Source organism: Chromobacterium sp. Rain0013, assembly GCF_015291765.1.
Taxonomy (GTDB): Bacteria; Pseudomonadota; Gammaproteobacteria; order Burkholderiales; family Chromobacteriaceae; genus Chromobacterium; species Chromobacterium haemolyticum.
The window spans coordinates 1,042,028-1,067,421 of the sequence record NZ_CP031514.1 but is presented as its reverse complement, the minus strand read 5'-3'; the positions used below and the strand labels follow the sequence as shown (position 1 = coordinate 1,067,421).

The 25,394-nt window shown below is 62.3% G+C and carries 27 protein-coding genes and 1 tRNA gene; 6 read left to right on the top strand and 22 right to left on the bottom strand.

The window, feature by feature from the left end; translation table 11 throughout:
* Positions 1-89 precede the first annotated feature (89 nt).
* The 16 genes from glmS to mnmG all read right to left on the bottom strand — a co-directional run bounded on the left by glmS (position 90) and on the right by mnmG (position 15,555).
* On the bottom strand, positions 90-1,919 hold the full coding sequence (glmS, locus tag DXT74_RS05060; RefSeq protein WP_194427441.1) for a glutamine--fructose-6-phosphate transaminase (isomerizing): 1,830 nt from the start codon (positions 1,917-1,919) through the stop codon (positions 90-92).
* Positions 1,919-2,710, bottom strand: coding sequence for a DeoR/GlpR family DNA-binding transcription regulator (locus DXT74_RS05055; protein ID WP_194427440.1), 792 nt, complete (start codon positions 2,708-2,710; stop codon positions 1,919-1,921). Before DXT74_RS05055 ends, glmS begins: the two co-directional genes overlap by 1 nt.
* A 174-nt stretch (positions 2,711-2,884) precedes the next feature.
* Positions 2,885-4,252, bottom strand: coding sequence for a bifunctional UDP-N-acetylglucosamine diphosphorylase/glucosamine-1-phosphate N-acetyltransferase GlmU (glmU, locus tag DXT74_RS05050; RefSeq protein WP_194427439.1), 1,368 nt, complete (start codon positions 4,250-4,252; stop codon positions 2,885-2,887).
* A gap of 74 nt (positions 4,253-4,326) precedes the next feature.
* Positions 4,327-4,749: a F0F1 ATP synthase subunit epsilon gene (locus tag DXT74_RS05045; RefSeq protein WP_043640582.1), complete on the bottom strand. Its 423-nt coding sequence runs from the start codon at positions 4,747-4,749 to the stop codon at positions 4,327-4,329.
* 11 nt (positions 4,750-4,760) lie between these two features.
* Positions 4,761-6,158 carry a F0F1 ATP synthase subunit beta gene (gene atpD, locus DXT74_RS05040; RefSeq protein WP_019103741.1) on the bottom strand — a complete coding sequence of 466 codons (1,398 nt, stop codon included), beginning with the start codon at positions 6,156-6,158 and terminating at the stop codon, positions 4,761-4,763.
* Positions 6,159-6,199: 41 nt separating this feature from the next.
* Positions 6,200-7,066 carry a F0F1 ATP synthase subunit gamma gene (atpG, locus tag DXT74_RS05035; protein ID WP_043640585.1) on the bottom strand — a complete coding sequence of 289 codons (867 nt, stop codon included), beginning with the start codon at positions 7,064-7,066 and terminating at the stop codon, positions 6,200-6,202.
* A gap of 44 nt (positions 7,067-7,110) precedes the next feature.
* A complete protein-coding gene (gene atpA / locus DXT74_RS05030) occupies positions 7,111-8,655 on the bottom strand; it encodes a F0F1 ATP synthase subunit alpha (RefSeq protein WP_019100514.1) in 1,545 nt (514 codons plus the stop codon).
* Between the two features lie 8 nt (positions 8,656-8,663).
* On the bottom strand, positions 8,664-9,200 hold the full coding sequence (locus DXT74_RS05025) for a F0F1 ATP synthase subunit delta (RefSeq protein ID WP_043640588.1): 537 nt from the start codon (positions 9,198-9,200) through the stop codon (positions 8,664-8,666).
* 7 nt (positions 9,201-9,207) lie between these two features.
* Positions 9,208-9,678: a F0F1 ATP synthase subunit B gene (locus tag DXT74_RS05020; protein WP_043640591.1), complete on the bottom strand. Its 471-nt coding sequence runs from the start codon at positions 9,676-9,678 to the stop codon at positions 9,208-9,210.
* A 50-nt stretch (positions 9,679-9,728) separates the two neighbouring features.
* Complete coding sequence (atpE, locus tag DXT74_RS05015; protein ID WP_019101091.1) at positions 9,729-10,016, bottom strand: F0F1 ATP synthase subunit C; 288 nt, start codon at positions 10,014-10,016, stop codon at positions 9,729-9,731.
* A gap of 77 nt (positions 10,017-10,093) precedes the next feature.
* Complete coding sequence (gene atpB, locus DXT74_RS05010) at positions 10,094-10,906, bottom strand: F0F1 ATP synthase subunit A (protein ID WP_043640594.1); 813 nt, start codon at positions 10,904-10,906, stop codon at positions 10,094-10,096.
* An 11-nt stretch (positions 10,907-10,917) separates the two neighbouring features.
* Positions 10,918-11,280 (bottom strand): ATP synthase subunit I, encoded by a 363-nt coding sequence (locus DXT74_RS05005; protein WP_039755309.1) that lies wholly within the window; start codon positions 11,278-11,280, stop codon positions 10,918-10,920.
* A 90-nt stretch (positions 11,281-11,370) separates the two neighbouring features.
* Positions 11,371-12,228, bottom strand: coding sequence for a ParB/RepB/Spo0J family partition protein (locus DXT74_RS05000; protein ID WP_114152425.1), 858 nt, complete (start codon positions 12,226-12,228; stop codon positions 11,371-11,373).
* 5 nt (positions 12,229-12,233) lie between these two features.
* On the bottom strand, positions 12,234-13,025 hold the full coding sequence (locus tag DXT74_RS04995; protein WP_043589578.1) for a ParA family protein: 792 nt from the start codon (positions 13,023-13,025) through the stop codon (positions 12,234-12,236).
* A complete protein-coding gene (rsmG, locus tag DXT74_RS04990; protein WP_081554458.1) occupies positions 13,022-13,663 on the bottom strand; it encodes a 16S rRNA (guanine(527)-N(7))-methyltransferase RsmG in 642 nt (213 codons plus the stop codon). The genes DXT74_RS04995 and rsmG overlap by 4 nt, the downstream gene beginning before the upstream one ends.
* A complete protein-coding gene (gene mnmG, locus DXT74_RS04985) occupies positions 13,660-15,555 on the bottom strand; it encodes a tRNA uridine-5-carboxymethylaminomethyl(34) synthesis enzyme MnmG (protein WP_194427438.1) in 1,896 nt (631 codons plus the stop codon). Before mnmG ends, rsmG begins: the two co-directional genes overlap by 4 nt.
* Before the next feature lie 198 nt (positions 15,556-15,753).
* Here mnmG and DXT74_RS04980 point away from each other — a divergent pair, with 198 nt between their 5' ends.
* From DXT74_RS04980 to DXT74_RS04965, 4 genes are all read left to right on the top strand, one after another.
* On the top strand, positions 15,754-16,503 hold the full coding sequence (locus DXT74_RS04980) for a GNAT family N-acetyltransferase (protein WP_194427437.1): 750 nt from the start codon (positions 15,754-15,756) through the stop codon (positions 16,501-16,503).
* A 41-nt stretch (positions 16,504-16,544) separates the two neighbouring features.
* The gene (tsaA, locus tag DXT74_RS04975; protein WP_194427436.1) at positions 16,545-17,246 is read left to right on the top strand and encodes a tRNA (N6-threonylcarbamoyladenosine(37)-N6)-methyltransferase TrmO; all 702 of its coding nucleotides are present in this window, start codon (positions 16,545-16,547) and stop codon (positions 17,244-17,246) included.
* Between the two features lie 56 nt (positions 17,247-17,302).
* Positions 17,303-18,292: a Tim44 domain-containing protein gene (locus DXT74_RS04970; protein WP_043640608.1), complete on the top strand. Its 990-nt coding sequence runs from the start codon at positions 17,303-17,305 to the stop codon at positions 18,290-18,292.
* Between the two features lie 144 nt (positions 18,293-18,436).
* Positions 18,437-19,630 (top strand): EAL domain-containing protein, encoded by a 1,194-nt coding sequence (locus DXT74_RS04965; protein ID WP_043640611.1) that lies wholly within the window; start codon positions 18,437-18,439, stop codon positions 19,628-19,630.
* Between the two features lie 18 nt (positions 19,631-19,648).
* On the opposite strand, the gene DXT74_RS04960 is transcribed toward DXT74_RS04965, so the two are convergent.
* The 5 genes from DXT74_RS04960 to DXT74_RS04940 form a co-directional block, all read right to left on the bottom strand.
* Complete coding sequence (locus DXT74_RS04960) at positions 19,649-20,446, bottom strand: DNA-binding protein (protein ID WP_194427435.1); 798 nt, start codon at positions 20,444-20,446, stop codon at positions 19,649-19,651.
* Positions 20,447-20,678: 232 nt separating this feature from the next.
* A complete protein-coding gene (locus DXT74_RS04955) occupies positions 20,679-21,263 on the bottom strand; it encodes a BON domain-containing protein (RefSeq protein ID WP_231138275.1) in 585 nt (194 codons plus the stop codon).
* A complete protein-coding gene (locus tag DXT74_RS04950) occupies positions 21,260-21,850 on the bottom strand; it encodes a phosphoheptose isomerase (RefSeq protein WP_043640614.1) in 591 nt (196 codons plus the stop codon). The genes DXT74_RS04955 and DXT74_RS04950 overlap by 4 nt, the downstream gene beginning before the upstream one ends.
* A gap of 39 nt (positions 21,851-21,889) precedes the next feature.
* A complete protein-coding gene (locus tag DXT74_RS04945; protein WP_114152420.1) occupies positions 21,890-22,225 on the bottom strand; it encodes a YraN family protein in 336 nt (111 codons plus the stop codon).
* Positions 22,225-23,343 carry a penicillin-binding protein activator gene (locus DXT74_RS04940; protein WP_194427434.1) on the bottom strand — a complete coding sequence of 373 codons (1,119 nt, stop codon included), beginning with the start codon at positions 23,341-23,343 and terminating at the stop codon, positions 22,225-22,227. The genes DXT74_RS04945 and DXT74_RS04940 overlap by 1 nt, the downstream gene beginning before the upstream one ends.
* On the opposite strand from DXT74_RS04940, the gene rsmI reads away from it, so the two are divergent.
* Together rsmI and DXT74_RS04930 are read left to right on the top strand one after the other, a co-directional pair.
* Positions 23,338-24,234, top strand: coding sequence for a 16S rRNA (cytidine(1402)-2'-O)-methyltransferase (gene rsmI, locus DXT74_RS04935; RefSeq protein WP_194427433.1), 897 nt, complete (start codon positions 23,338-23,340; stop codon positions 24,232-24,234). The genes DXT74_RS04940 and rsmI overlap by 6 nt on opposite strands.
* Positions 24,235-24,316: 82 nt before the next feature.
* A tRNA-Leu gene (locus tag DXT74_RS04930) sits at positions 24,317-24,401 on the top strand.
* A gap of 200 nt (positions 24,402-24,601) precedes the next feature.
* On the opposite strand, the gene DXT74_RS04925 is transcribed toward DXT74_RS04930, so the two are convergent.
* Positions 24,602-25,156: a DUF2939 domain-containing protein gene (locus DXT74_RS04925; protein WP_052370769.1), complete on the bottom strand. Its 555-nt coding sequence runs from the start codon at positions 25,154-25,156 to the stop codon at positions 24,602-24,604.
* Positions 25,157-25,394: the final 238 nt, after the last annotated feature.

Here is a 25,394-nt window from a genome sequence, read left to right as displayed (position 1 = left end):
AAATCGTTCATGCCATCGTCGTGACAGACTTCATTGCCTCGTGACAGACTTTATTCTTTTAGATCAACGCCCGTGGGCCAAACCCCGCCTTACTCCACCGTCACGCTCTTGGCCAGGTTCCGTGGCTTATCAACGTCGGTGCCGCGCGCCAGCGCCACGTGGTAGGCCAGCATCTGCACCGGGATGGCGTGCACCACCGGGCTGAGCACGCCGACATGGCGCGGGGTGCGGATCACGTGCACGCCGTCGGATTCGCTGAAATGACTGTCTAGGTCTGCGAACACAAACAGCTCGCCGCCGCGCGCGCGCACTTCCTGCATATTGGATTTCACTTTTTCCAGCAGCGCGTCGTTGGGGGCGATCACCACCACCGGCATGTCTTCGTCCACCAGCGCCAGCGGGCCGTGCTTGAGCTCGCCGGCAGGGTAGGCTTCGGCGTGGATGTAGGAGATTTCCTTCAGCTTGAGCGCGCCTTCCAGCGCAATCGGGAAATGCAGGCCGCGGCCCAGGAACAGCGCGTTGTCCTTGGCCGCGAACTTGTCGGCCCAGGCCTTGATCTGCGGCTCCAGGTTCAGGGCGTGCTGCACGCTGCCCGGCAGGTGGCGCAATTCGTCCAGGTAGCGCGCCTCGTCGGCCGCGCTGACTTTGCCGCGCACCTTGCCCAGCGTCACCGCCAGCGCAAACAAGCCCACCAATTGGGTGGTGAAGGCTTTGGTGGAGGCCACGCCAATCTCCGCGCCGGCGCGGGTGAAGAACACCAGTTCGCTGGCGCGCGGGATCGCGGATTCGCGCACATTGCAGATCGACAGCGCGTAGTGGTGGCCCAGTTCCTTGGCGTATTTCAGCGCTTCCATAGTGTCCAGCGTCTCGCCGGACTGGGAAATAGTGGTCACCAGGTAATTGGGGTTGGCCCAGGCGCTGCGGTAGCGGTATTCGCTGGCGATTTCCACATCGCACTGCACGCCGGCGATGGTTTCGATCCAGTATTTGGCGGTCAGGCCGGCGTAGTAGCTGGTGCCGCAGGCCAGGATCTTGACGCCTTCCAGCTGCGGCAGCACTTCGCCGGCGCGCTCGCCGAACAGCTCGGGATTGAAGCCATAGTCCTGCACCGCGTCTATGGTGTCGGACAGCGCCTTCGGCTGTTCGTGGATTTCCTTCTGCATGAAGTGACTGTACGGGCCCAGTTCCAGCGAGGCCAGCGATACGTCGGACACATGCACCGGACGCAGCGCCGGCTGGTCGTCCTTGTCCAGCAACTCTACGCCGTCGCGGGTCAGCCGGCCAATATCGCCCTCTTCCAGGAAAATTACGCGGCGGGTGGCGGACACGATGGCGGAAACATCGGAAGCGATGAAGTTTTCCCCGTCTCCCAGGCCCACCAACAGCGGGCAGCCCATGCGCGCGCACACCAGTTCGTCCGGGCGGTCCACGGCGATCACGCCGATGGCGTAAGCGCCGGTCAGTTCGCGGCTGGCGCGCTTGACTGCGTCGAACAGGCTGTCGCCGGCCTGGTAGTAGTGATGCACCAGGTGGGCGATGACTTCGGTGTCCGTCTGCGATTCAAAGGCGTAGCCCAGGCCTTTCAGGCGCTCGCGCTGCTCTTCGTGGTTTTCGATGATGCCGTTGTGCACCACCGCGATCTTGCCGAAGGACACGTGCGGGTGGGCGTTGGGCTCGGTAACGCCGCCGTGGGTGGCCCAGCGGGTGTGGCCGATGCCCACCTGCCCTTGCAGGCTTTCTTCCGCCGCGGCGTTTTCCATCTCCGCGACGCGGCCGACGCGGCGCACGCGACGGATGGCGTCGCCGGCCAATACCGCCACGCCGGCGGAGTCGTAGCCGCGATATTCCAGCCGCTTCAGGCCGTCCACCAGTACCGGAACCACATTACGCGCCGCGATGGCGCCGACAATGCCGCACATTACTTTCTCCTTGAACTATCAGTGGGCGAGGACGCGCAGATCAGCGCAATGCCCTTCGCCTGAATTTGGGCTCTGGCTTCCATCGACAAGGCGTCGTCGGTTACCAGGGTATGAATGCGCTCCCACGGCAATTCCAGATTGGGGATGCGCCGGCCTATCTTTTCCGACTCCACCATCACGATGACTTCGCGCGCCACTTCGGCCATCACGCGCGACAGGCCCACCAGTTCATTGAAGGTGGTGGTGCCGCGTTCAAGATCGATGCCATCGGCGCCGATGAACAGCTGATCAAAATCATAGGAACGCAAGACCTGTTCCGCCACCTGGCCCTGGAAGGATTCGGAATGCGGGTCCCAGGTGCCGCCGGTCATCAGCAGCGTGGGTTCGTTCTCCAGCTCGCGCAGCGCGCCGGCCACGTTCAGGGAGTTGGTCATCACCACCAGGCCGCGCTTATTGCCCAATAGCGGAATCATCGCGCTGGTGGTGGTGCCGCTGTCTATGATCACGCGGTTATGGTCGCGGAGGCGCTCGGCGGCGGCGCGAGCGATGGCGATCTTTCGTTTTGAAACCTGTTCCGCGTCTTCCTCGACCACCATCTCCGACGGCAAGGACACCGCGCCGCCGTAACGGCGCAGCAGCAGCCCGCCGGTTTCCAGCAGGGCCAGGTCTTTGCGTATGGTCACTTCGGAGGTGGAGAAACGCTTGGTCAGCTCGTCCACGCTGACTTCGCCGCGTTCCTGCACCAGGGCGGCAATGGCGTGACGGCGTTGCTGAGTATTTCGTTTGGTCATCACAAGTTTCGTTTCGAAAGTTTCTCGATCATAGCAGCGCACCTTCGGCGCTGACAAGCCTTTCGCGCGGAACCGTCGCGTAGCGGCAAGGGGCTGTCGCAAGAATGCCGCCATGAAAAACGGCGCCCATCCTCCAAATCAGGAGAATGGGCGCCGCTTGGCCGGAAAATGGAATCAGTCGGTCTTTTTCTGAGGCCGCTTCCAGCCCGGCACCGTGACCTGACGCGCGCGCGCCACTGTCAGCTCTCCGGCCGGCGCGGTTCGGCTGATCACCGAGCCGGCGCCTATGGTGCTGTAGGATTCCAGCGTCACCGGCGCCACCATCAGGGTGCCGGAGCCGACGAAGACGTTGTCGCCAATCACGGTCTTGAATTTATTGACGCCGTCGTAATTGCAGGTTACCGAACCGGCGCCCACATTCACTTTGCCGCCAATCTCGGCATCGCCGATATAGCTCAGGTGATTGACCTTGGAGCCTTCGCCGATAATGCTCTTCTTCACTTCGACGAAGTTGCCGATATGCACGTGGCCGGCCAGTTGGGCGCCTGGGCGCAGCCGGGCGTAAGGCCCGATCCTGCACCCCTCGCCCACCATCGCGTCTTCCAGATGCGAGAACGGCGCGATCTTGGTGCCGGCGGCCACTTTGACGTTCTTCAACACGCAATGCGCGCCGATTTCCACCTGGTCGCCCAACTCCACCACGCCTTCGAACACACAGCCGATGTCGATGCTGACATCCATGCCGTGGGCGAGCTCGCCGCGGAGATCGATGCGCGCCGGGTCCGCCAGCGTGACGCCGGCCTCCAGCAAAGCGTGCGCCTGGTTGCGCTGCAGAATGCGCTCCAGCTCGGCCAATTGCACCTTGTTGTTGACGCCTGCCGCCTCCCAGCTGGCGTCGACGCTGGCGCTGTCCACGCTCACGCCGTCCGCCACCGCCAGAGCCAGCACGTCGGTCAGATAATATTCGCCCTGCGCGTTGCCATTGTTGAGCGCGGCGAGCCAGCCGGCCAGTCGCGCGTTGGGCAGCGCCATCATGCCGGTGTTGATTTCACGGATAGCCAATTGCTCCGGCGTGCAGTCCTTGTGCTCGACGATGGCTTGGAGCTTGCCGTCCGCGCCGCGCACCATGCGGCCGTAGCCGCTGGCGTCGTCCAGCACGTCGGTCAGCACCGCCATACCCGCGCCGGCGGCATCGGCCAAGCGGCGCAGCGTATCCGCCTTGGTCAGCGGCACGTCGCCGTACAGCACCATGGTTTTGCCGTCCGCCGGCAGATGCGGCAAAGCCATCTTCAGCGCGTGGCCGGTGCCCAGTTGTTCGGCCTGCTCCGCCCAGATCAGGTCCGCGTCCGGGATGGCTGCCCGCACCTGTTCCCCGCCGTGGCCGTACACCACGATCAGGCGCGCCGGCTTCAGCGCGCGCGCGGTGCGGATCACCCGCGCCAACATCGGCTCCCCGCCGATGGGGTGCAGCACTTTGGGTTTGGAGGAATACATGCGCTTGCCTTTGCCGGCAGCGAGAATGACGATGCTGAGACTATCCATGGTTTTTCACGAGTCGAAAACGGAAAAAGGCTGCCACTTGCGTGGCAGCCTACTATACACGATTACATCTCTTATCAGTGGGCGCGCTTCTTGAGGAAATCCAGCGCCTTCAACTCCGCGATGGCCACTGCCAGAGCAGCGTGCGCTTTCGCGGTGGAGAGGTCGTCGGTGGCGTGCTTGAGGGAATCCTCCGCAGCGCGTTTTGCCTCATTGGCGCGGGCCTCGTCGAGATCCTCGCCGCGAATCGCCGTATCCGCCAGCACGGTGATCAGGCTGGGCTGCACTTCCATCATGCCGCCAGACACTGCCACCAGAACTTCTTCGCTGCTGCCCGGCACTTTCAGACGCAGCACGCCGGGCTTGATACGGGTCAGGAGCGGCACGTGTTGGGGATACACACCGATCTCGCCTTCGGTAGCCGGCGCAACCACGAATTCAGCTTCGCCGGAGAAGATCATTTGCTCGGTGCTGACCACTTCCACACGCATCTTGGACATCAGCCCTCTCCTTAGTTAAGGGTCTTGGCTTTCTCGGCAGCTTCTTCAATGGAGCCAACCATGTAGAACGCTTGTTCCGGCAGATGGTCGTACTCGCCAGCGAGAATGGCCTTGAAACCCTTGATGGTTTCGCGCAGCGGCACGTATTTGCCCGGCGAGCCGGTAAATACTTCAGCCACGTGGAACGGCTGGGACAGGAAGCGCTGGATCTTACGGGCGCGAGCCACGACCAGTTTGTCTTCCTCGGACAATTCGTCCATACCCAGAATCGCGATGATGTCGCGCAGTTCCTTGTAACGCTGCAGGGTGGACTGCACGCCACGGGCAACCGTGTAGTGCTCGTCGCCCACCACCAGCGGATCCAGCTGGCGCGAAGTGGAGTCGAGCGGATCCACCGCCGGGTAGATACCCAGCGAAGCGATGTCGCGCGACAGAACCACGGTAGCGTCCAAGTGGGCGAAGGTGGTCGCCGGAGACGGGTCGGTCAAGTCATCCGCAGGTACGTATACGGCCTGGATGGACGTAATCGAGCCATCGCGGGTAGAAGTAATACGCTCTTGCAGACGGCCCATTTCTTCCGCCAGCGTCGGCTGATAGCCCACGGCGGAAGGCATACGGCCCAGCAGCGCGGATACTTCGGTACCGGCCAGGGTGTAGCGGTAGATGTTGTCCACGAAGAACAGCACGTCGCGGCCTTTGCCGCTTTCGTCCTTCTCGTCGCGGAAATGCTCGGCCATGGTCAGACCGGTCAGCGCTACGCGCAGACGGTTGCCCGGCGGCTCGTTCATCTGGCCGTACACCATCGCCACTTTGTCCAGAACGTTGGAGTCCTTCATCTCGTGATAGAAGTCGTTACCTTCACGAGTGCGCTCACCAACGCCGGCAAACACGGACAAACCGGAGTGTGCCTTGGCGATGTTGTTGATCAGTTCCATCATGTTGACGGTCTTGCCCACGCCGGCGCCGCCGAACAGGCCCACTTTGCCGCCCTTGGCGAACGGGCACAGCAGGTCGATCACCTTGATGCCGGTTTCCAGCAGGTCGGTGGCGGGGGAGAGCTCGTCAAACTTCGGAGCGGGCTGGTGGATGGCGCGGCGAACATCGGTCGCTACCGCGCCGGCTTCGTCCACCGGGTTGCCCAAGACATCCATGATGCGGCCCAGGGTGGCGCTGCCCACCGGCACCGAAATCGGTGCGCCGGTGTTGACTACGCTCATGCCACGCTTCAGGCCGTCAGAGCTACCCATGGCGATGGTGCGCGCCACGCCGTCGCCCAGCTGCTGCTGGACTTCGAGCGTCAGGTCGGCATCAACCAGCTTCAGGGCATCATAAACCTTTGGCATGGCGTCGCGCGGGAATTCCACGTCGATCACCGCGCCAATGATTTGTACGATTTTACCTTGGCTCATTATCGGTTCCTAAACATTAAACTTTTTCAGTCTGCGACGGCTTACACCGCTGCGGCGCCTGCCACGATTTCAGACAACTCGGTAGTGATCGCAGCCTGACGAGCCTTGTTGTACACCAGGCGCAGTTGCTTGATCGTGTTACCGGCGTTATCCGTGGCGGATTTCATCGCCACCATGCGGGCAGCTTGCTCGGAGGCCATGTTCTCGGCCATCGCCTCGAACACCACGGACTCGATGTAGCGTTTGACCAGGAACTCCATCACGGAAAGCGCATTCGGCTCGTACAGGTAATCCCACGAGTGCGAGTGCTCCACCACCATGTGTTCCGAAGTCAGCGGCAGCAGCTGTTCAGTCGCCGGCTCCTGCTTCATCGTATTGATGAAACGGGAGTAAACGATGTAGAGCGCGTCCAGTTCGCCTTCGGCGTACTGCTTGAACAGCACCGTAAGCGGGCCAATCAGTTTTTCCATCTTCGGCACATCGCCGAGCTGGGTTGCGCTGGCCACGACGTTGAGGCGCGCGCGCTGGCATGCCGCCAGGCCTTTCTGGCCCAAGCAGCAGACATCGACTTCGATGCCCTGCTCCTGCAGATCCTTGACTTGGGCGAAGAAGCGCTTGAGCGTATTCACGTTCAAGCCGCCGCACAGGCCCTTGTCGGAGGTCATCAGGATGATGCCGGCGCGTTTGACTACGTCGCGGCTTTGCAACAGCGGGTGCTCAAGATCCGTGTTCGCCTGAGCAAGGTGCGCCATGACTGTGCGCACCTTCTCGGCGTAAGGACGGGCAGCGCGCATACGCTCTTGCGTTTTGCGCATCTTGGAGGTCGCCACCATTTGCATTGCGCGAGTGATCTTCTGCGTGTTTTGCACGCTTCGGATCTTGGTGAGAATCTCTTTGCCGACTGCCATATCCTGAACCTTTCCTAGTAACTGTTTGCGTTAACCGAAAAGACTCAGTTGTAGCTGAAGCCAGCCTTGAACGATTCCATCGCCTTGGCCAGGATTTTCTCGTTGTCGCCGGACAAGTCGCCGGAAGCGTTCACCGCGGCCAACACATCGTGATGGTTCGCGCGCACATAGGCGAGGAACGCCGCTTCGAAAGCCAGGGCCTTCTTCACCGGAACGTCTTCGTAGCTGCCCTTGTTCACCGCCCACAGGGTCAACGCCATTTCGGCGGTGGCCAGCGGCATGAACTGCTTCTGCTTCATCAGCTCGGTTACCACTTCGCCATGTTGCAGTTGCTTGCGGGTAGCCTCGTCCAGATCGGAAGCGAACTGCGAGAACGCAGCCAGTTCACGGTACTGGGCCAGGGCCAGACGGATACCGCCGCCCAGCTTCTTGATCACCTTGGTCTGCGCGGCGCCGCCAACGCGGGATACCGAGATACCGGCGTTGATGGCCGGACGGATACCTGCGTTGAAGAGGTCGGTTTCCAGGAAGATCTGACCGTCGGTGATCGAAATCACGTTGGTCGGCACGAAGGCGGAAACGTCGCCGGCCTGGGTTTCGATGATGGGCAGCGCGGTCAGGGAACCGGTCTTGCCTTTCACTTCGCCGTTGGTCAGCTTGGCCACTTCGTCTTCATTGATGCGGGAAGCGCGTTCCAGCAGACGGGAGTGCAGATAGAACACGTCGCCGGGGTAGGCTTCGCGGCCCGGCGGACGACGCAGCAGCAGCGAAATCTGACGGTAGGCGACAGCCTGCTTGGACAGGTCGTCGTATACGATCAGCGCGTCTTCGCCGATGTCGCGGAAGTATTCGCCCATCGCGCAACCGGAGTACGGAGCGATGAACTGCAGCGCGGCGGCTTCGGAAGCGGTCGCGGCAACCACGATGGTGTGGCCCAGCGCGCCGTGCTCTTCCAGCTTGCGCACCACGTTGGCGATGGAGGAGGCTTTTTGGCCAATCGCCACGTAGATGCACACTACGCCGGTGCCTTTTTGGTTGATGATCGCATCCAGCGCCACCGCGGTCTTGCCGGTCTGGCGGTCGCCGATGATCAGCTCGCGCTGACCGCGGCCAACCGGAACCATCGAGTCGATGGCTTTCAGGCCGGTTTGCATCGGCTGGGATACCGATTGACGCGCAATCACGCCCGGCGCGATCTTTTCGATCGGGCTGGACAGCTTGGCGTTAATCGGGCCCTTGCCGTCGATAGGCTGACCCAGGGCGTTGACCACGCGGCCAATCAGTTCCGGACCCACCGGAACTTCCAGAATGCGACCGGTACAAGTAACTTCGTCGCCTTCCGAGATGTGCTCGTACTCGCCCAGAACCACGGCGCCGACAGAGTCGCGCTCCAAGTTCATCGCGAGGCCGAAGGTGTTGCCCGGGAATTCGAGCATTTCACCCTGCATCACGTCTGCCAGGCCATGGATACGAACGATACCGTCGGTCACGGAAATCACGGTACCTTTGGTACGGGTTTCTGCGCCTTCGGCCAGGTTCTGAATCTTCGCCTTGATCAGATCGCTGATTTCAGAGGGGTTCAACTGCATGATCTCTCCTAATTCTTGAGGCTTACTGCCATGGCTTGCAGTTTGCCGCGCACGGAAGCGTCGATGACATCGTCGCCTACCAACACACGAACCCCGCCGATCAGGTCAGGGTTGTCACGCACATCAATCCGTACGGATTTGCCGTACTTCTTGGAAAGCGTGTCGGTCAGTTCGGCCTTCTGCGCATCGTTCAATGCAAACGCCGTTTCCACCACGGCATCCACAACGCCTTCCGCTTGCGCCTTGAACACTTCAAACTGTTCGGCGATTTGCGGCAGCAGCGTCAAACGGCTGTTCTCGATCAGCGCGGCCAGAAAACGTTTTACGTCTTCATTGCCGCGCGTGCCCAGAACGTCCAGCATCAGCGCCTCAAGCTCTTGTGCGGTATGTTTCGGATTGGTGATGACGGCTTCCAAATCCGGGTTCTTCACCATGGCAGCCAGCCACGACAGCGATTCCGACCATTGCTGGGTGGCGTGCTGCTCGGTGGCGAGGCTGTATACCGCTTCGGCATAGGGCCTAGCTACGGTAATGAGTTCTGCCATGAGTTAATTAAAACTCCGCTTTGATGGAGGCAAGCAGATCAGCGTGCTTGGCCGAGTCGATCTCTTTGCGCAGGATCTTCTCTGCACCCGCAACCGCCAGGTCGGCCACTTGCGCGCGCAGGACTTCCTTGGCGCGCAGGACTTCCTGATCGATCTCAGACTTGGCGTCGGCCACAATGCGCGCGCCTTCAACGCGTGCGGCATCCTTGGCCTCGTCCACGATCTGGCTGGCGCGCTTTTCAGCGGCCATCACGATTTCGGTCGCTTGCTGTTTAGCCTTGCGGAGTTCGTCCGCAACGCGCTTTTCAGCGGCTTCCAGATCTTGCTTGCCACGCTCGCCGGCGGCCAGGCCGTCTGCGATGCGCTTGGCGCGCTCATCCATCATGTTGGTAAGCGGAGGCCAAACAAACTTCATGGTGAACCATACCAGGATGGCGAACGTGATCGCCTGACCCAGTAGTGTTACGTTAAATTCCACGCTTGTTTTCCTCCAGTAGTATTACTGCAACAACCAATTCCGCTTAAAAATTAAGCGCCGGCTTTCAGAGCGGCCAGGGCGGCGGACAGGAACGGGTTATTGAAGGTGTACAGCATGGCGATACCAACACCGATCATGGAGATGGCGTCCAGCAGACCGGCCAGAATGAACAGTTTGGTTTGCAGAACCGGAATCATTTCCGGTTGACGGGCGGAGGACTCGAGGAATTTGCCACCCAGGATGGCAAAACCCAGAGCAGTACCGATGGCGCCCAGGCCAATGATCAGGGCAGCGGCCAGTACGGTCATGGACTGGATCTGAGAAACGAGTGCTTCCATTGTGTATCTCCTAAGACTTAATCAAGGATGGTTGGTAAAAAAGCTAAAGAAACAAAGGTAAAACAAAGAAACCGGTATTAGTGCGCTTCCACCGCCAGGCTCAGGTACACGATGGTCAGCATCATGAACACAAAGGCCTGCAGGGTGATGATCAGGATGTGGAAGATCGCCCACGGCGCGCCCAGGATCCACTGCAAGCCCCACGGCAGCAGCGCGATCAGGATGAAGATCATTTCGCCGGCATACATATTGCCGAACAAACGCAGGGACAACGAAATCGGCTTGGCCAGCAGTTCAACCATCTGCAGCAGGAAGTTGGCCGGGGCCAGCAAGATCTTGCCCACGGTGCCTTCGGCATGGAACGGCGCGGTGAACAGCTCCTTGGTGTAGCCGCCAACGCCCTTGGCGCTGATGGAGAAACCGATGATGCAGAACATCACGGACAAGGACATCGCGAAAGTGGCGTTCACATCGGCGGACGGCACAACGCGGAAATAGACATGATGCGGCTCGGCGCCGAAGAAGGTGTAACCCACCCACTGGGCCAGCGACGGCAGCAGATCCACCGGCAGCAGGTCCATGAAGTTCATCAGGAAGATCCAGCAGAAAATGGTCAGCGCCAACGGAGCGATCACCTTGCTCTGGCCGTGGAATACGTCGCGCACCTGCTTGTCCACCATCTCGACGATGCTTTCCACAAACAACTGCAGCCGGCCCGGATTCTCCAGCTTGGCCTGGCGCGCCACGACGGCGAACACGCCGGCGAAGATGAAAGCGAGAACCAAGGAAATGGAAAAGGTATCAAGGTGCAGGCTCCAGAAGCCGGCGGAAGGATCCGAATTCCAGAAGGTGAGGTGGTGCTTGATGTAGTCAGTTGCGTTGCTTGCCATCGCTCATTTTCTCAATTTTTGATTAAAAGCCCGAACCAGTAGCCGGATACGGCGGCAAAAAATCCGCCAAAAAGACCGACTATCGATAAATCCTTGAAAAATACCAAAGTCGCGCCAAATATCAGGATGGTGAGGACGTATTTGACCGCCTCGGCCCTGAAATGCGCTTTCATCAGTTCCGCGGGGGCGACATGGCGCTTGGCGTAGGCGATCCTGGCGTACACCAGGGCCGGCACCAAGGCCGACAATCCGCCAAGCAAGACAGAAACCGGAATGGCCAGGTTTCCTCCCCCTGCAACCACTCCAATCAACAGTGCGACACCCACCAGAGTGCACTGCAGGCGCAGTATACGCTTAACTTCCGGATTAACCATGTTGACCCAGCAAAAAAACCGCCGAATTATAGGCTTCCTGCTTGATTTGCGTCAACTTGCGTGTCATTGGTATGCTGCGGCGCAACATCCTCATTTTTCTGAACTTTTCTGCAGCTTTTCCAGCAAGCCTTCCAGCTCGTCCAGCGTCGCATATTCTATGACCAGCCTGCCATTGCCACGGTTTGCGTGACGAATGCTGACCCGGGCCCCTATGCGTTCCGACACTTGTTCAGCCAACCTCGTCACATCCGGGTCTGTACGTTTTTGCTGCGGTGCGACTGTGGTTTTTTCCACAGCTTTCTGCTGTACCCTGCGCTCCACCTCGCGCACGGACAGGCCTTTGTCGCCCACCTCCTGCGCCAAGCCCAGTTGCTCCACCACTGGCAACGCCAGCAAAGCGCGAGCATGGCCCATCTCCAGCCGGCCCTGATGCAACATGGTCTGCACCGGTTCCGGCAAGGCCAACAGGCGCAGCAGATTGCTGACCGCGCTGCGCGAACGACCCACCGCGTCGGCCGCGGCCTCGTGGGTCAGGCCGAACTCGTCGATCAGGCGCTTGAGCCCCTGTGCCTCTTCTATGGGGTCCAACTCCTGGCGCTGGATATTCTCGATCAGCGCCATCGCCAGCGCAGCCTCGTCCGGCACGCTCTTGATGACCGCCGGCACTTCGGTCAAACCGGCCTTGCGCGAAGCGCGCCAGCGCCGTTCGCCGGCGATCAATTCGTAATCGCCGAAGCCGATCTCTCGCACTACCAGCGGCTGAATCACGCCCTGAGCGCGAATCGAAGCGGCCAACTCATCCAGCGCGGCTTCGTCCATGAAGCTGCGCGGCTGGTATTTGCCGGGACGGATGCTGTCTATGGGCAGGGAGGTGAGTCTGTCGTCCACTGTCTCGGCAGTGGACAGGAGCGCGTCCAAGCCGCGCCCCAATCCTTTTAATTTGGCCATATTGCTTAGACGGAGGGAGTTGTGGTTGCGGGCTCGAGCCGGTCCGCCAGCTCTTGCGCCAGCGCGAGATAAGCCTGAGCGCCGCGCGAGGCGCGATCGTAGACCAGGCCGGGCAAGCCGTGGCTGGGCGCTTCCGCCAGCCGCACATTGCGCGGGATCACAGTGTCGAACACCTTGGCGCCGAAATGGCGGGCCAGTTGCTCGGACACCTGCTGCGACAAATTATTGCGCGCGTCGAACATGGTTCGCAGCAACCCCATGATCTCGATCTTGGGATTCACCGCCACCCGCACCTTGCGCAAGGTCGCCACCAGGTCCGACAGGCCTTCCAGCGCATAGTATTCGCACACCATCGGGATCAGCACGCTGTGCGCCGCCACCAGTCCGTTCAATGTCAGCAGGTTCAACGACGGCGGGCAGTCTATCAGCACGTAGTCGTACTGTTCCTCCACCGCCTGCAGCGCGTTCTTCAGCCGCGCCTCGCGCGCCAGCTCATTGACCAGTTCCAATTCCGCGCCGCCCAGATCGCGGTTGGCGGGCAGCACGTCGTAGCCGCCCTCCTTCGCCGGCTGGCGCGCCTCTTCAACCGAGGCCTCGCCCAGCAGCACGTCGTAGCCGGACAACTTCAGGGATTGCTTGGCGATGCCGCTACCCATGGTGGCATTGCCCTGCGGGTCGAGATCGACAATCAGCACGCGCCGGCCCAAGTCGGCCAGGCCCGCCGCCAGATTCACCACAGTCGTGGTCTTGCCGACCCCGCCCTTCTGGTTGGCGACCGCGATCACCCTTGAATTCATTGCGCACCCACCCCTTCCAGGCGCATTCTCACCAGGTGCCGTTCGGCATCCAGGCCCGGCACTATCACCGGCAATACTTCGGAAACCACCGTACCCTGCGGCAACAAGGCGATTTCCTCGTAAGGATAGACACCCTTCATTGCGACATATTGACCCTGCTCCGCCAACAGGTGGCGGGTCAGCTTGACGAACTCGGCCAGTTCGGAAAACGCCCGGCTGGTGATGCGGTCGAACTTCTGCTCCGGCTGGTAAGCCTCTACCCGCTCGGTCATCACCTGTACATTGGGCAGGCCCAGCTCCACCACCACCTGGCGCAGGAAGGTGGTTTTCTTATGATTGGAATCCAACAGCACCACCTGCAAGTCCGGGCGGGCGATCGCCGCCGGAATGCCGGGCATGCCGCCGCCGGAGCCCACATCGAGCAAACGGCTGCCGCCGTCCAGATGCGGCACCAGGCTCAGGCTATCCAGCAGATGGTAGCTGACCATGCGCTTTTCCTCGCGCACAGCGGTCAGGTTGTAAGTCTGGTTCCACTTGGCCAGCAGCGCCAGGTAGCGGTCCAGCAAATCGATTTGCGCGTCGCTCAGTTCCAGTTTCAGCTGCGACAGGCCTTGTTGTAGTTCTGTGGTATGTGTCATGCGGTTTTCGTTGCGTCGGCAAAGCCGCGTTTCAAGTGGACCATCAAAAGAGCAACCGCCGCCGGGGTGATGCCCTGGATGCGTGAAGCCTGCCCCAGGGTCTCCGGGCGTTGCTGGTTCAGTTTCTGCTGCACTTCCTTGGACAGACCCTTGACCAGACCATAGTCGATATCGGCCGGCAGGCGCACGTCCTCGAGGTTGTCGCGGCGCGCCAGTTCTTCGTTCTGGCGGTTGATATAGCCTTGGTATTTGACCTGAATTTCCACCTGCTCGGCAACCGCCTCGTCAGCCACCGCGCCGCCGGCCTCCGGCAAGGTCATCAAATCGGCATAGGCGACGTTGGGGCGTTTCAGCAAATCGTACAGGCTGTACTCGCGTTCAATCGCCTTGCCCAGCAGCGCTTGCAGCGCGGCGGCGTCGCTCAGCCGAGACGGGTGCAGCCAGGTGGCTTTCAACCGCGCCTTCTCCGCCTCCACCGCGTCGCGCTTGCGGCAGAAGCTGTCCCATTGGGCATCGCCGATCAGGCCGTGCTGGCGGGCGATCTCGGTCAGGCGCAGGTCGGCGTTGTCTTCGCGCAACTGCAAGCGGAATTCGGCGCGGCTGGTGAACATGCGATAGGGCTCGGCCACGCCCTTGGTGATCAAGTCATCCACCAGCACGCCCAGATAGGCCTCGTCGCGACGCGGGCACCAGCTAGCCTGGTCCCGGGCGAACAAGGCGGCGTTCATGCCGGCCAGCAGGCCCTGAGCGGCGGCCTCTTCATAGCCGGTGGTGCCGTTGATCTGGCCGGCGAAGAACAGACCCTGGATCGCCTTGGTTTCCAGAGAGGCCTTCAAACCGCGCGGATCGAAATAATCGTATTCGATCGCATAGCCAGGCCGCAGAATGTGGGCGTTTTCCATGCCGCGGATCGAACGCACCGCCGCCAGTTGGATGTCGAAGGGCAGGCTGGTGGAAATCCCGTTGGGGTAGAACTCGTGCGTGGTCAGGCCTTCCGGCTCCAGGAAGACCTGGTGGCTATCCTTGTCCGCGAAACGGTTGATCTTGTCTTCGATAGACGGGCAGTAACGCGGGCCCACGCCTTCTATCACTCCAGTGAACATCGGGCTGCGGTCGAAACCGGAGCGGATGATCTCGTGGGTGCGTTCATTAGTGTGGGTGATCCAGCACGGCAGCTGCTTGGGGTGCAGCGCGCGGCTGCCGCGGTAGGAGAATACCGGCTCCGGCGTGTCGCCCGGCTGCTCTTCCATTACGGAGAAGTCGACACTGCGGCCGTCGATGCGCGGCGGCGTGCCGGTTTTCAGGCGCCCTACCGGCAGGTTGAGTTCACGCAAGCGCGCGCCCAGCGTGGACGCGGCCTGATCGCCGGCGCGGCCGCCGGTATAGTTTTCCATGCCCACATGGATCTTGCCGGACAGGAAGGTGCCGGCGGTCAACACCACGGTCTTGGCGCGGAAAGTGATGCCAATGGCGGTGATGGCGCCGGCGACGCGGTCGCCTTCAACCAGAAGATCGTCCACAGGCTGCTGGAACAAGGTCAGATTGGGCTGGTTCTCCAGCATTTCGCGGATCGCAGCCTTGTACAGGATGCGGTCGGCCTGCGCGCGGGTGGCGCGCACCGCCGGGCCCTTGGAGGCGTTCAGCGTGCGGAACTGGATGCCGCCGATATCGGTGGCCAGCGCCATTGCGCCGCCCAGGGCATCCACTTCCTTGACCAGATGGCCCTTGCCGATGCCGCCGATCGACGGATTGCACGACATCTGACCCAGCGTCTCGATGTTGTGCGTCAAAAGAAGGGTGTTGCAGCCCATGCGCGCGGCCGCCAAAGCGGCCTCGGTGCCGGCATGGCCGCCGCCCACCACTATCACGTCGAAGTTTGTCGGATAAATCATGGCTTTGTCGGAAAGAGCAAATCGAACGGAAAAACGGCCTATTCTACGCCAAATCCTTAACCAGCGTAAGTCGTTGATTTCAATAAATCCAGCTGGTAACCGCGGCGTCAAGCGCCGGTCACCCGATAGTCATATTAAAGACATCGCCGCGTCAAACAAGCTGCCTAGCATGGGGCTCACCACAAAAGGGAGCAAAACATGCTGCTAAATGAACAGCTTGCCGTGAGCGCCAAACCGCGCCTGAGCGTGCGCGTGGCCAGTGAAGCGCAGGATATCCGCCGCGCGCAGAAGCTGCGCTTCGATGTGTTTGCCGGAGAAATGGGCGCGGAGCTCGCCTCGAGCGATCTAGGCATCGATTGCGACGAGTACGACGAGTTGTGCGACCACCTGATCGTGGAAGACGCCGCCAGCGGCCTGGTGGTGGGCACTTACCGCATGCTGTCCCCGGCCATGGCGCGCCGCGCGCCCAGCCTGTATTCCGAGCACGAGTTCGATCTGACCCGGCTGGCCCACCTGCGCGCCGGCCTGATCGAAGTGGGCCGCTCCTGCGTGCACCGCGATTTCCGCTCCGGAGCGGTGATCGCCCTGCTCTGGTCCGGCCTGGCCGACTACGTTCAACTGCACGGCGGTCAATACCTGGCCGGCTGCGCCAGCGTGTCGCTGAGCGACGGCGGCCACCAGGCGGTCAGTCTGTACCGTCAACTGGAAGCCAAGCACCTGTCGCCGGCGGAATGGCGGGTGTTCCCCCACCTGCCGCTGCCTCTGGACCGAGTCTGCGACGACGCCCCCTCCGCGCCGATGCCGGCGCTGATCAAGGGCTATCTGCGCGCCGGCGCCTATATCTGCGGCGAGCCGGCCTGGGACCCGGACTTCAACTGCGCGGACTTCTTCATGCTGCTGCCCATGGGCCGGCTGAGCAGCCGCTACAACAAGCACTTCGTCGGCTAGCGACAAGCGCTTGGCGCATGGTCGGATGCTACAATCCGGCCATGAGTTACACCTTTGAAACGATAGGCGTGATCCATTCGCCCTACCGCGAGAAATTCGGGATCCCGCGCCAGCCCTCGCTGGTCAACGCCGCCCGCATCACGCTGGAGCTGCTGCCGCCCTACGACCACCCCGACATGGTGCGCGGTCTGGACGCGTTTTCCCACGTCTGGATCAGCTTCGTGTTTCATCAAACCGCCGACCGCGGCTGGCAGCCGCTAGTACGGCCGCCGCGGCTGGGCGGCAACGCCAAAGTCGGCGTATTCGCCAGCCGCGCCACCCATCGCCCCAATCCGCTGGGCCTGTCACTGGTGCGGCTGTTGCGCGTGGACACCCAGCCCAAGGTAATGCTGACGCTGGAGGGCGCCGACCTGCTGGACGGCACCCCGGTGCTGGACATCAAGCCCTATATACCCTTCGTCGAAGCCAGGGCCGACGCCCGCGGCGGCTTCGTCGATGGCCCGCCGCCGCAATTGAGCGTGGGCTGGGACGCCGCAGCTCACGCGCAACTGGCCACCGAAGCCAGCCTGCCGGACGATTTCGCCGCGCTGGTGGAACAGGTGCTGGCCCAAGATCCGCGCCCGGCCTACCAGGACGACCCGGAACGGATTTACGGCGTGGCGCTGCACCAGTGGAACGTGCGCTTCCGCGTGGAAAAAAACCATGCGCAAGTCATTGAAATTCAGCCATTGACCCCGAACTAATTTTTTGCGCTCCAGTCATACCGGGGCGATACCAACCACTCAGGAAAAAAGCAAATATGACCACCCGCGCGAAGACGATCATGCTCGCCTTCACCATGGTTTCCATGTTGGCCGCCCCGTTCGCGGAAGCGGCCCGCCTAGGTAAAGGCAAGAGCGCCGGCATGCAGCGCTCGGCCCCCACCCGTTCTTACCAACAACAAGCGCCGGCACGCCCGGTGGCTCCGCCCGCGCAAGCGCCTGCGCCGGCTCAAGCTCAACCCAAGTCCGGCCCCGGCATCGGCACCGCCGTAGCCGCCGGCGCGGCCGGCGCGGCAGCCGGTTATATGCTGGGCTCCGCCATGAGCGACAAAGGCGGCCAACAGCAAGCTCCCGCCACGGCTAACGGCAACGCAGATCCGGCCCTCGCGGCGCAAGCCCAAGGCCAGCAGCCGCAGAAGAGCGGCGGCATGCCCTGGGGCACGCTGGCCCTGCTGGGCCTGGTGCTGGTAGGCGGCTATATGTTCTTCCGCCGCAAGGCCGGAGCGGCGCGTCCGGCCATGGGCTCGGCGCAGCCGGCAGGCATGCCGCAGAACATGGGAGGCTATCAGGAGCCGGCGCGTTTCGACTCCATCCCGAAAATCGGCTCCGGCCTGGGCGGCGCGCAGCCGGCCTTCGGCGCGGCGGCGGCCTACGACGCCCCGGCCCGCCTGCCGGACGGCACGGAAACCCCGAACTTCCTGCGTCAGGCCAAGGCCACCTTCCTGCACCTGCAAAGCTTGAACAGCACGGAAAGCCTGGAAGAAGTGCGCAAGTACATGACGCCGGACCTGTTCAACGCCTTGCGCGAGGACATCGCCGGCAATACCGACGTGGCCGACTTCCCGCAGCTGGACTGCCAGCTGTCCGAAGCCAGCACCGAAGGCAACCGCTATATCGCCAGCGTGCGCTTCTCCGGCATGGTCAGCGAAGCCGTAAACGCGCCGGCCGAGCCGTTCACCGAATACTGGCACTACATCAAGGACGACAGCACCAACGGCAAGTGGTTGGTGGCGGGCATCCAACAGTAATAAGGTTTTTAACATCTTTATCCAAACGGGCCTCTTGGCCCGTTTTTTATTTTTAATGGCGATGCACTAAACTGGAATGCCAATTGCTTCAGGCAAAAAAACAATACTGGCCATAGAGTCCGCGCCACGGAGGGCAGCTATTCCATGAAAGAATTCGAGCATGCCGGCTTGAAACTCGGCAGTCACTTCCAGCCTATCTACAGCCTGGCCCATCGCCGCACGATAGGAATGGAAGCCTTGCTGCGCGCCAGACAGGACACCTCGCCGCTGACGCCGGCGGAGGCCTTTTACTCCGTAGTCTCTCCCGAACGCCGCCACCAGTTGGATCTGGCCGCGAGCGAAGCCCATGCCGTCCGTTTCAGCCAGATGCAGAGCGACCACCCTTGCTGGCTGTTTCTCAATATCGACGCCGCGTCCTTGTCGCGGCCAGAACGCGCGATGGCCTTGGCCAACAGCATCAAGGCCGCCGGGCTGGACCCCAGCCAGGTGGTGCTGGAAGTGCTGGAACATGTGCTGGAAGTGGACGAGGCGCTGATTGAAGGCGTCAATGTACTGAAAAGCAGCGGGTTTCTAATCGCCATCGACGACTTCGGCGTCGGCCACTCCAATCTGGACCGGGTCTGCCAGCTAGAGCCGGACCTGGTCAAATTCGACCGACACCTGCTGCGCGCCGCCGTCCATCAGCCACGCACCCGCAATCTGCTGGCCAAGCTGGTGCGGCTGATGCACGAAATTGGTGCCTTGGTGGTGGAAGAAGGGATAGAAACCGATCAGGATGTTCTGATCGCGCTGGAATCGGGCTGCGATTTGGTGCAAGGCTATTTCGTCGCCCACCCCAGCGACCAGCCGGATCAGGACCACATCATCACCCCGCGCATCGATGAGCGCTGGGATGAACTGATGGCGCGCGAACTGCTGAAACGCAAACTGACCCGGCGCCAGATCGAGCTGGCGCGACAATCCTTTGTTCAAAGCGCCATCTCGCTCATGCAAGGCACGCCGTTCGACTTGGCCGCCAAGCCGATGCTGGCGCTGCCGGACGTGGTGCGCTGCTTCCTGCTGGACAGCGCCGGACGCCAAATCGGCCGCAACCTCAACAGCCGCCAGCCGCAAGCTGCCGCCAACCCCAAGTTCGCGCCGCTGCTGGATACCACCGGCGCGGTCTGGTCTCGGCGCAGCTACTTTCAACATGCGGTGGACCAACCCGGCGTGCTGTATATGAGCGAGCCGTATCTGTCGATGACAGACACCCGTTCCTGCGTAACCATCTCGATGGCGATAGAAATCGACGAAATCATGCACGTGCTGTGCGCCGACGTGCTGATTCCCCAACACTGACCGCGGCCGCGCTACGCATCAACGAAACTTCAGAATGTCCTCGGCGGCCGGCTGCGGCGTATAAGCGGCCGTCAAGGAGGGCTCCTCGTCGCCGGGCTCCGGCGCGGCCATCGGTTTGGGAGGCGTATTGATCCGAGCCACTTCCGCCTTCATCGCGGCGCTGGCGCCGGCTTGCAGCAATTCGCCGCGTAGCTTGGCCAGCGCGGTTTCCGCCGCTTGGCTGTCCGCGGCGCTCAGGCGCAACTCGCTCTGAGCTTTCAACAACTGGCTTTTCGCCTCGGACAGCTCCCGCTCCAATTCGCCGACGCGGGCCTCGGCCTTGTCCATGCGCTCTCGGAACGCTTCCGCCTGCGGCTGCGCCACCGCCAGGTCTTGCGCCTGCTGCGCGGTCAAGGCCAAGGAAGCCGACAGCTGACGGCGCGTGGCGTCCAGCTCCGCTGCCTGACGTTCGAAGGCGTCGGCAAGCTCGGCGCGCAGATGATCCAGTTCGGCCCGCTCCCGCTCCCAGGCCGCCTGGGCGGCGCTCAAGCTGTCGTTGGCCAGCGCCTTGGCTTGCGTCCAGATCGCTTCCAACGCGGCCAGCCCCGCCTGGCTGACGCCTTCCGGCACCTCCCCGTCCAAGGCCGCCGCCGTCGCCGGCTGCACTCGCCGCCAGTCTTTGAGCACCACGCTGGCGGAGTCCATGTCCACGCCCGCCAGTTGGCGGACCTGGTCCACGGCGGGGTGCCGCTTGCGACCGGACTTCTCGTATAACTCCGTAGCCGCCGCGATAATGCGCTCCCGTGTCTCCGCCGATATCTTGCCCGCCTGGTTCATAAAGCCGCGTCCTCGCCCATCTTTCCAACTGCGTTGCCGGTACGCCTGGCGGATGCCAGGCGTCAGAAATACGCCGAAACCCAAGGGTTCGGCAGCAAGGCAAATTCCAGCAGAACCGCCGGCAAGCGGACATAGGATTTTTCCTAAAAAAATAGGCGATTCCTCGTCCCCGCCCCGCCTGACAATGAAAAAGCCCGGCCTAAGCCGGGCTGGTCGTCGCGGGACATCCGCGTCACTGCGCGATGTCGTTGATGTATTCGAACAGGGTCACCACTTTTTGCACACCGGAAGTCTCGCTGACCACCTTCGCCGCCGCCGCGCCTTCGGCCTGGGTCACCATGCCCAGCATGTAGACCACGCCGCGCTCGGTCACTACCTTGACGTTGTTGGGGTTGTAGCCTTTGCCGTCCAGCAGCCGGGTGCGCGCCTTGCTGGTCACCCAGGTATCGCTGCTGCGCTCGGAAAAGCCGGACGACGGCGCCACTACCGTGTAGTTGAACACACGGCGCACATTGGGGATGCCGCGCGCGGTCAGTTCCGCTTGCTGGCGCGCCTGCTCGCTGGGCACTTCGCCGGTCAGCAACACCGCGCGGTTGAAGCTGGTGGTGTTGACGTGGGCGGACGGCAACAGTTTGCCGATCTGGTCGGCGGCTTTCAGTTCGATGCCCTGATCGTCCACATAGGCGCCGCTAGTGCGACGGTCGGTGGCCACCAGCGCGCCGCCGGCGGCGCCCGCCGCCACAACACCGAAACAACCGCTCAAGGCGCTGCTGAAACCAGCAGCCAGCAATACCGCGAATACGCGACGCTTCATCATTCACCTCCCAACAGCATGTAATCAATGGTGTCGCACAAGGCGTGGACCACCAGGGTGTGCACTTCCTGAATCCGGCAACGGCGCAACGCCGGCACAATCAACTGAATGTCTTCCGGCGACAGGATCTCGGCCACCTTGCCGCCATCCATGCCGGTCAAGGCGATCACGCTCATGCCGCGCTCGTGCGCCGCGTAGATGGCCTCGATCACATTGGCGGAATTGCCGGACGCCGAAATCGCCAGCAGCAAATCATTGGTATGTCCCAGCGCGCGCACTTGCTTGGAAAACACCATGTCGAAATCGTAATCGTTGCCGATAGCGGTCAAGGCGGAACTGTCCGTGGCCAGCGAAATCGCCGCCAATCCCGGCCGCTCCTTCTCGAAGCGCCCCACCATTTCCGCGGCGAAGTTTTGCGCGTCCGCCGCCGAACCGCCATTGCCGCAGGCCAGAATCTTGCCTTCGTTCATCAGGCAAGCCACCATCTGTTCCGCCGCCGCGGCTATCGCCGGCGACAACAACTCCATCGCCTCTTGCTTGACGGCGATGCTTTCCAGGAAATGCCCGCTGACGCGGTCAATCAAATCCATGGGACATCCTTATCTTTTAGGGCCTATCGGCCCATAGCACTACATGAAAATATTCTGCAGCCATTGCGGCTCCGCCTCGCCCACGGTCAACACCGCGTCAAAACGGCATGGCGCGTCTATTCCCTTTTGGGACAGATAGACCTCGGCGGCCAGCATGAGTTTCCTTTGCTTGGCCGCGCCTATGCTGGCGGCCGCGCCGCCAAAGGCCGCGCTGGCGCGATGACGCACTTCGATGAACACCCAGTAGCGCCCATCGCGCATGATCAGATCGATTTCGCCGCCGCGACAGGACCAGTTGCGCTCCACCAGCGTCAGGCCCCGTTTCAGCAGCCAGGCCAGCGCCCTATCCTCGGCAAGCCGGCCCTGAAGATTCACTACGGTTGCTCCACGCTTAGCACCGCCATCGGCAACTGGCGCTCGAACAGACGGTCGCGCCCCAGCCTCAGGTCGCCGGTGACGCCGTCCAGCCTCAGCCCCGCCGGCTGCCTGGCGCCCGCCAGCAGCACCGCCAGCCGCCAGGCGTCCACGCCCAGGGCATACAAACGCTCAGTCTGCATCGTCAACGCCGTCGCCGGCCGCGGATAGCGTTTCACCGCCGGGTGCTCCGGCATCAGGAACCAGGGCATGTCTATCACCCTCACTCCGGCCAACGCCGCCACGCTGCCGCGGCCGTTGAGCTGTGAGGTGCCGTACACCGGCAGTTCCGGCGCCAGCGCGGCCTTGACGATGCCGGCCTCCTGGGCGTCCAGCGCCATGAACACCGCGTCCGCGCCGGCCGCCGCCTGCAGTATCGCCGGCAGACTGTCCTGCTTGGCTTCCAAGGTCATGGGCGACTTGCCGCGGCTCAAAGCTCTCCACTCGTCGATGAAAGCCTGGCGCAACCGCTGGGACAGGTTGTCCGCGCCGAACAACAGCAAGGGGTTGGCCCTGCCGTCCGCATACATCAGACGCGCTACTTGGCGCGCCTCGCCTTCGACGATCAGCGACAAGGAGAACAGTTTGGGGTTGGCCGGCACTTCACGACCTATCGAGTTCAAGGCCAGCGTAGGCACCGACACCAGCGGCGCCACCGCGGCGATGGCGCCGCGCGACAGCGGGCCTATCACCACATTGACCCCGCCAGCCAGCGCCTGACGGTAGCTGGCCACCGCGGTGTCCTCGGACGCGTCTATGGGCACCAGCTCGGCGTTCTGATCCACGCTCGCCGCCGCCTCCACTCCGCTGCGCACCACCGCGGCGGCTTCGCCCAAAGTGGCTGAGCCGGTGGGCAGCAGCAGGCCGACGCGCAGGCGGCCGTTGGCCGGCTGCGGTTTCGTCGCCGTCGCGCTGGCATCGCGCGGCGCGACCTTCGGAACAAGCGGCTTCGGCGCCGGCTGGCCCAGCAACTTGAGCGGCGCGGTGTTGCTTTGGATGATATAGTCCGGGGTTTGCGCCATTGTCGGCGTCAACCAAGTCATCAAGACGCCAACCAACAGCGGAGTCAGTCTTTGCATACTTCGTTCGCTCATCTGCTTGAATCAGCCAGGGAAAGTTTCTGTCGCGGCACATTATATGTGGTGGCCACGCCCATTGGAAATCTGGCGGACATCAGCGCCCGCGCCTTGGCGGCTTTCAGCGCCGCCGACGTGGTCTGCGCCGAGGACACGCGCGTCACCGGACAACTGCTGTCCGCCTACGGCATCCACGCTAAACGCCTGGTCAGCCTGCGCGAGCACAATGAGCGGGGCATGGCCGAACAAGTGGTGCGCTGGCTGTCCGAAGACCAAATCGTGGTGCAGGTGTCGGATGCCGGCACGCCGGCGGTGTCGGATCCCGGCGCGCGGCTGGCGGAAGCGGTGCGCGCCGCCGGCTTGCCGGTGCGGCCGGTGCCCGGCTCCAGCGCGGTGATCGCCGCCTTGTCCGCCAGCGGGTTGACCGCGCCGTCCTTCCTGTTTCACGGTTTCTTGCCACCCAAGAGCGGCGAGCGCCGCAAAACGCTGCGCCAATGGCAGTCCGCGCCGCATCTGACCGTGTGCTATGAAGCGCCTCACCGCATCGTCGACGCCCTGCGAGACATCGTGGCGGAGCTGGGTGCGGAACGCCGCGTACTGCTGGCGCGCGAGCTGACCAAAACCTTCGAGACCTTCCGCAATCTCCCCGCCCAGGAAATGTTGGAGTGGGTGGAGTCCGATTCCAACCAGCAGCGCGGCGAGATTGTATTGATCCTGGACGCAGCCCCGGCGCGCGACGAAACCGATGACGCCGTGCCGGAAGAAACCGTGCGCGTGCTCAAGCTGCTGGCGGCGGAATTGCCCACCAAACAGGCCGCCTCCCTGGCCGCGCAGATCTGCGACGGCAACCGCAAACAGCTCTATGACCTTGCGCTCAAACTGAAGCAGGATTGAGCCGTCGCCCAGCGCCTGGGAAAAAAGGATTTACAAAGCGATTTGCTATCGCTATCATTCGTGTTCTCGGAATGCCGAAGACGCCCGGATGGCGAAATTGGTAGACGCAGGGGATTCAAAATCCCCCGCCGCAAGGTGTGTCGGTTCGAGTCCGACTCTGGGCACCAGCGATTTGGCAAGCCGAAACCCCAAAAACCCCGCACAGCGCAAGCTATGCGGGTTTTTTGTTGTCTTCTCTACTTAGCGCGGACTGAGACGAGACAAGACGAAACCCGCTGAGCAAGCGGAATGCGCCGATCGCGCATGAGCATTTCCAATGCGGGTTTCAACACCACAAGCCAACATGTGGCGGATCGTCAGCAGCTTCTTATTCGGGCAGCCGCACCGCCGACAATTTCCAGCCGAACCAGCCATCGCGCTTGAAAATCAAGCCCAAGGACTGTTCGGGTTTCTCCTTCTGTTTCACCGTCACCACGAAGCGGTCAATGTCTTCATAGCCCATGGCCGTGTCCACGCCGGCGCGCCGATCTTCCGATGCGCCGCCGCCGGTCGCCGGCTCATCGGCGCCGCCTTGCGGCAGACCCGGCTTGGGCTTGATCCCCCGCATCATCAAGGCCAGGCTTTCCGGCGTCACCATGGCGTCCACCACCGGGGCGATCACCGCGTCGGCAATGGCCGCGCCCATCGCCGCCAAAGGATTCTTGTCCTTGGACTGGTTCAACTCCAGCACCGACTTGGGCGCAACCGCCTCTTTCAGACTATTGCGCAAGGCGGGGTAGTCCACATAACCGGACAACTTGGCCGCGTCGCGCGCGTCCAGCGCCTGCTGCATCCCGCGCACCGTCAGATACGGCGTCGCGTAGAACCACGCCCCCAAGGCCAACACCGCCGCGCCCAGCGCCAGCTTCACTTTGATGCTCATGCTTATCCCCCTGAATCGAGCGGCCGCGTCCATACGGCTCATAAAGTCTACAGACCGCCGGCCGGCGCGCAGATTCCCGCCGGCCACGGCAAAAAACGCGCGGCCGGTTTCCCTGAGCCTGTTCAAAGCCACGCGAGCAAGAGCGAGACTAGACGAAAACGAGCGAAAAAGCGGTGTGTACGTGGTACATGAGCATTTTGAGCTTGTACTCACCGTGCAACCCTCCACGAAGCGCAGC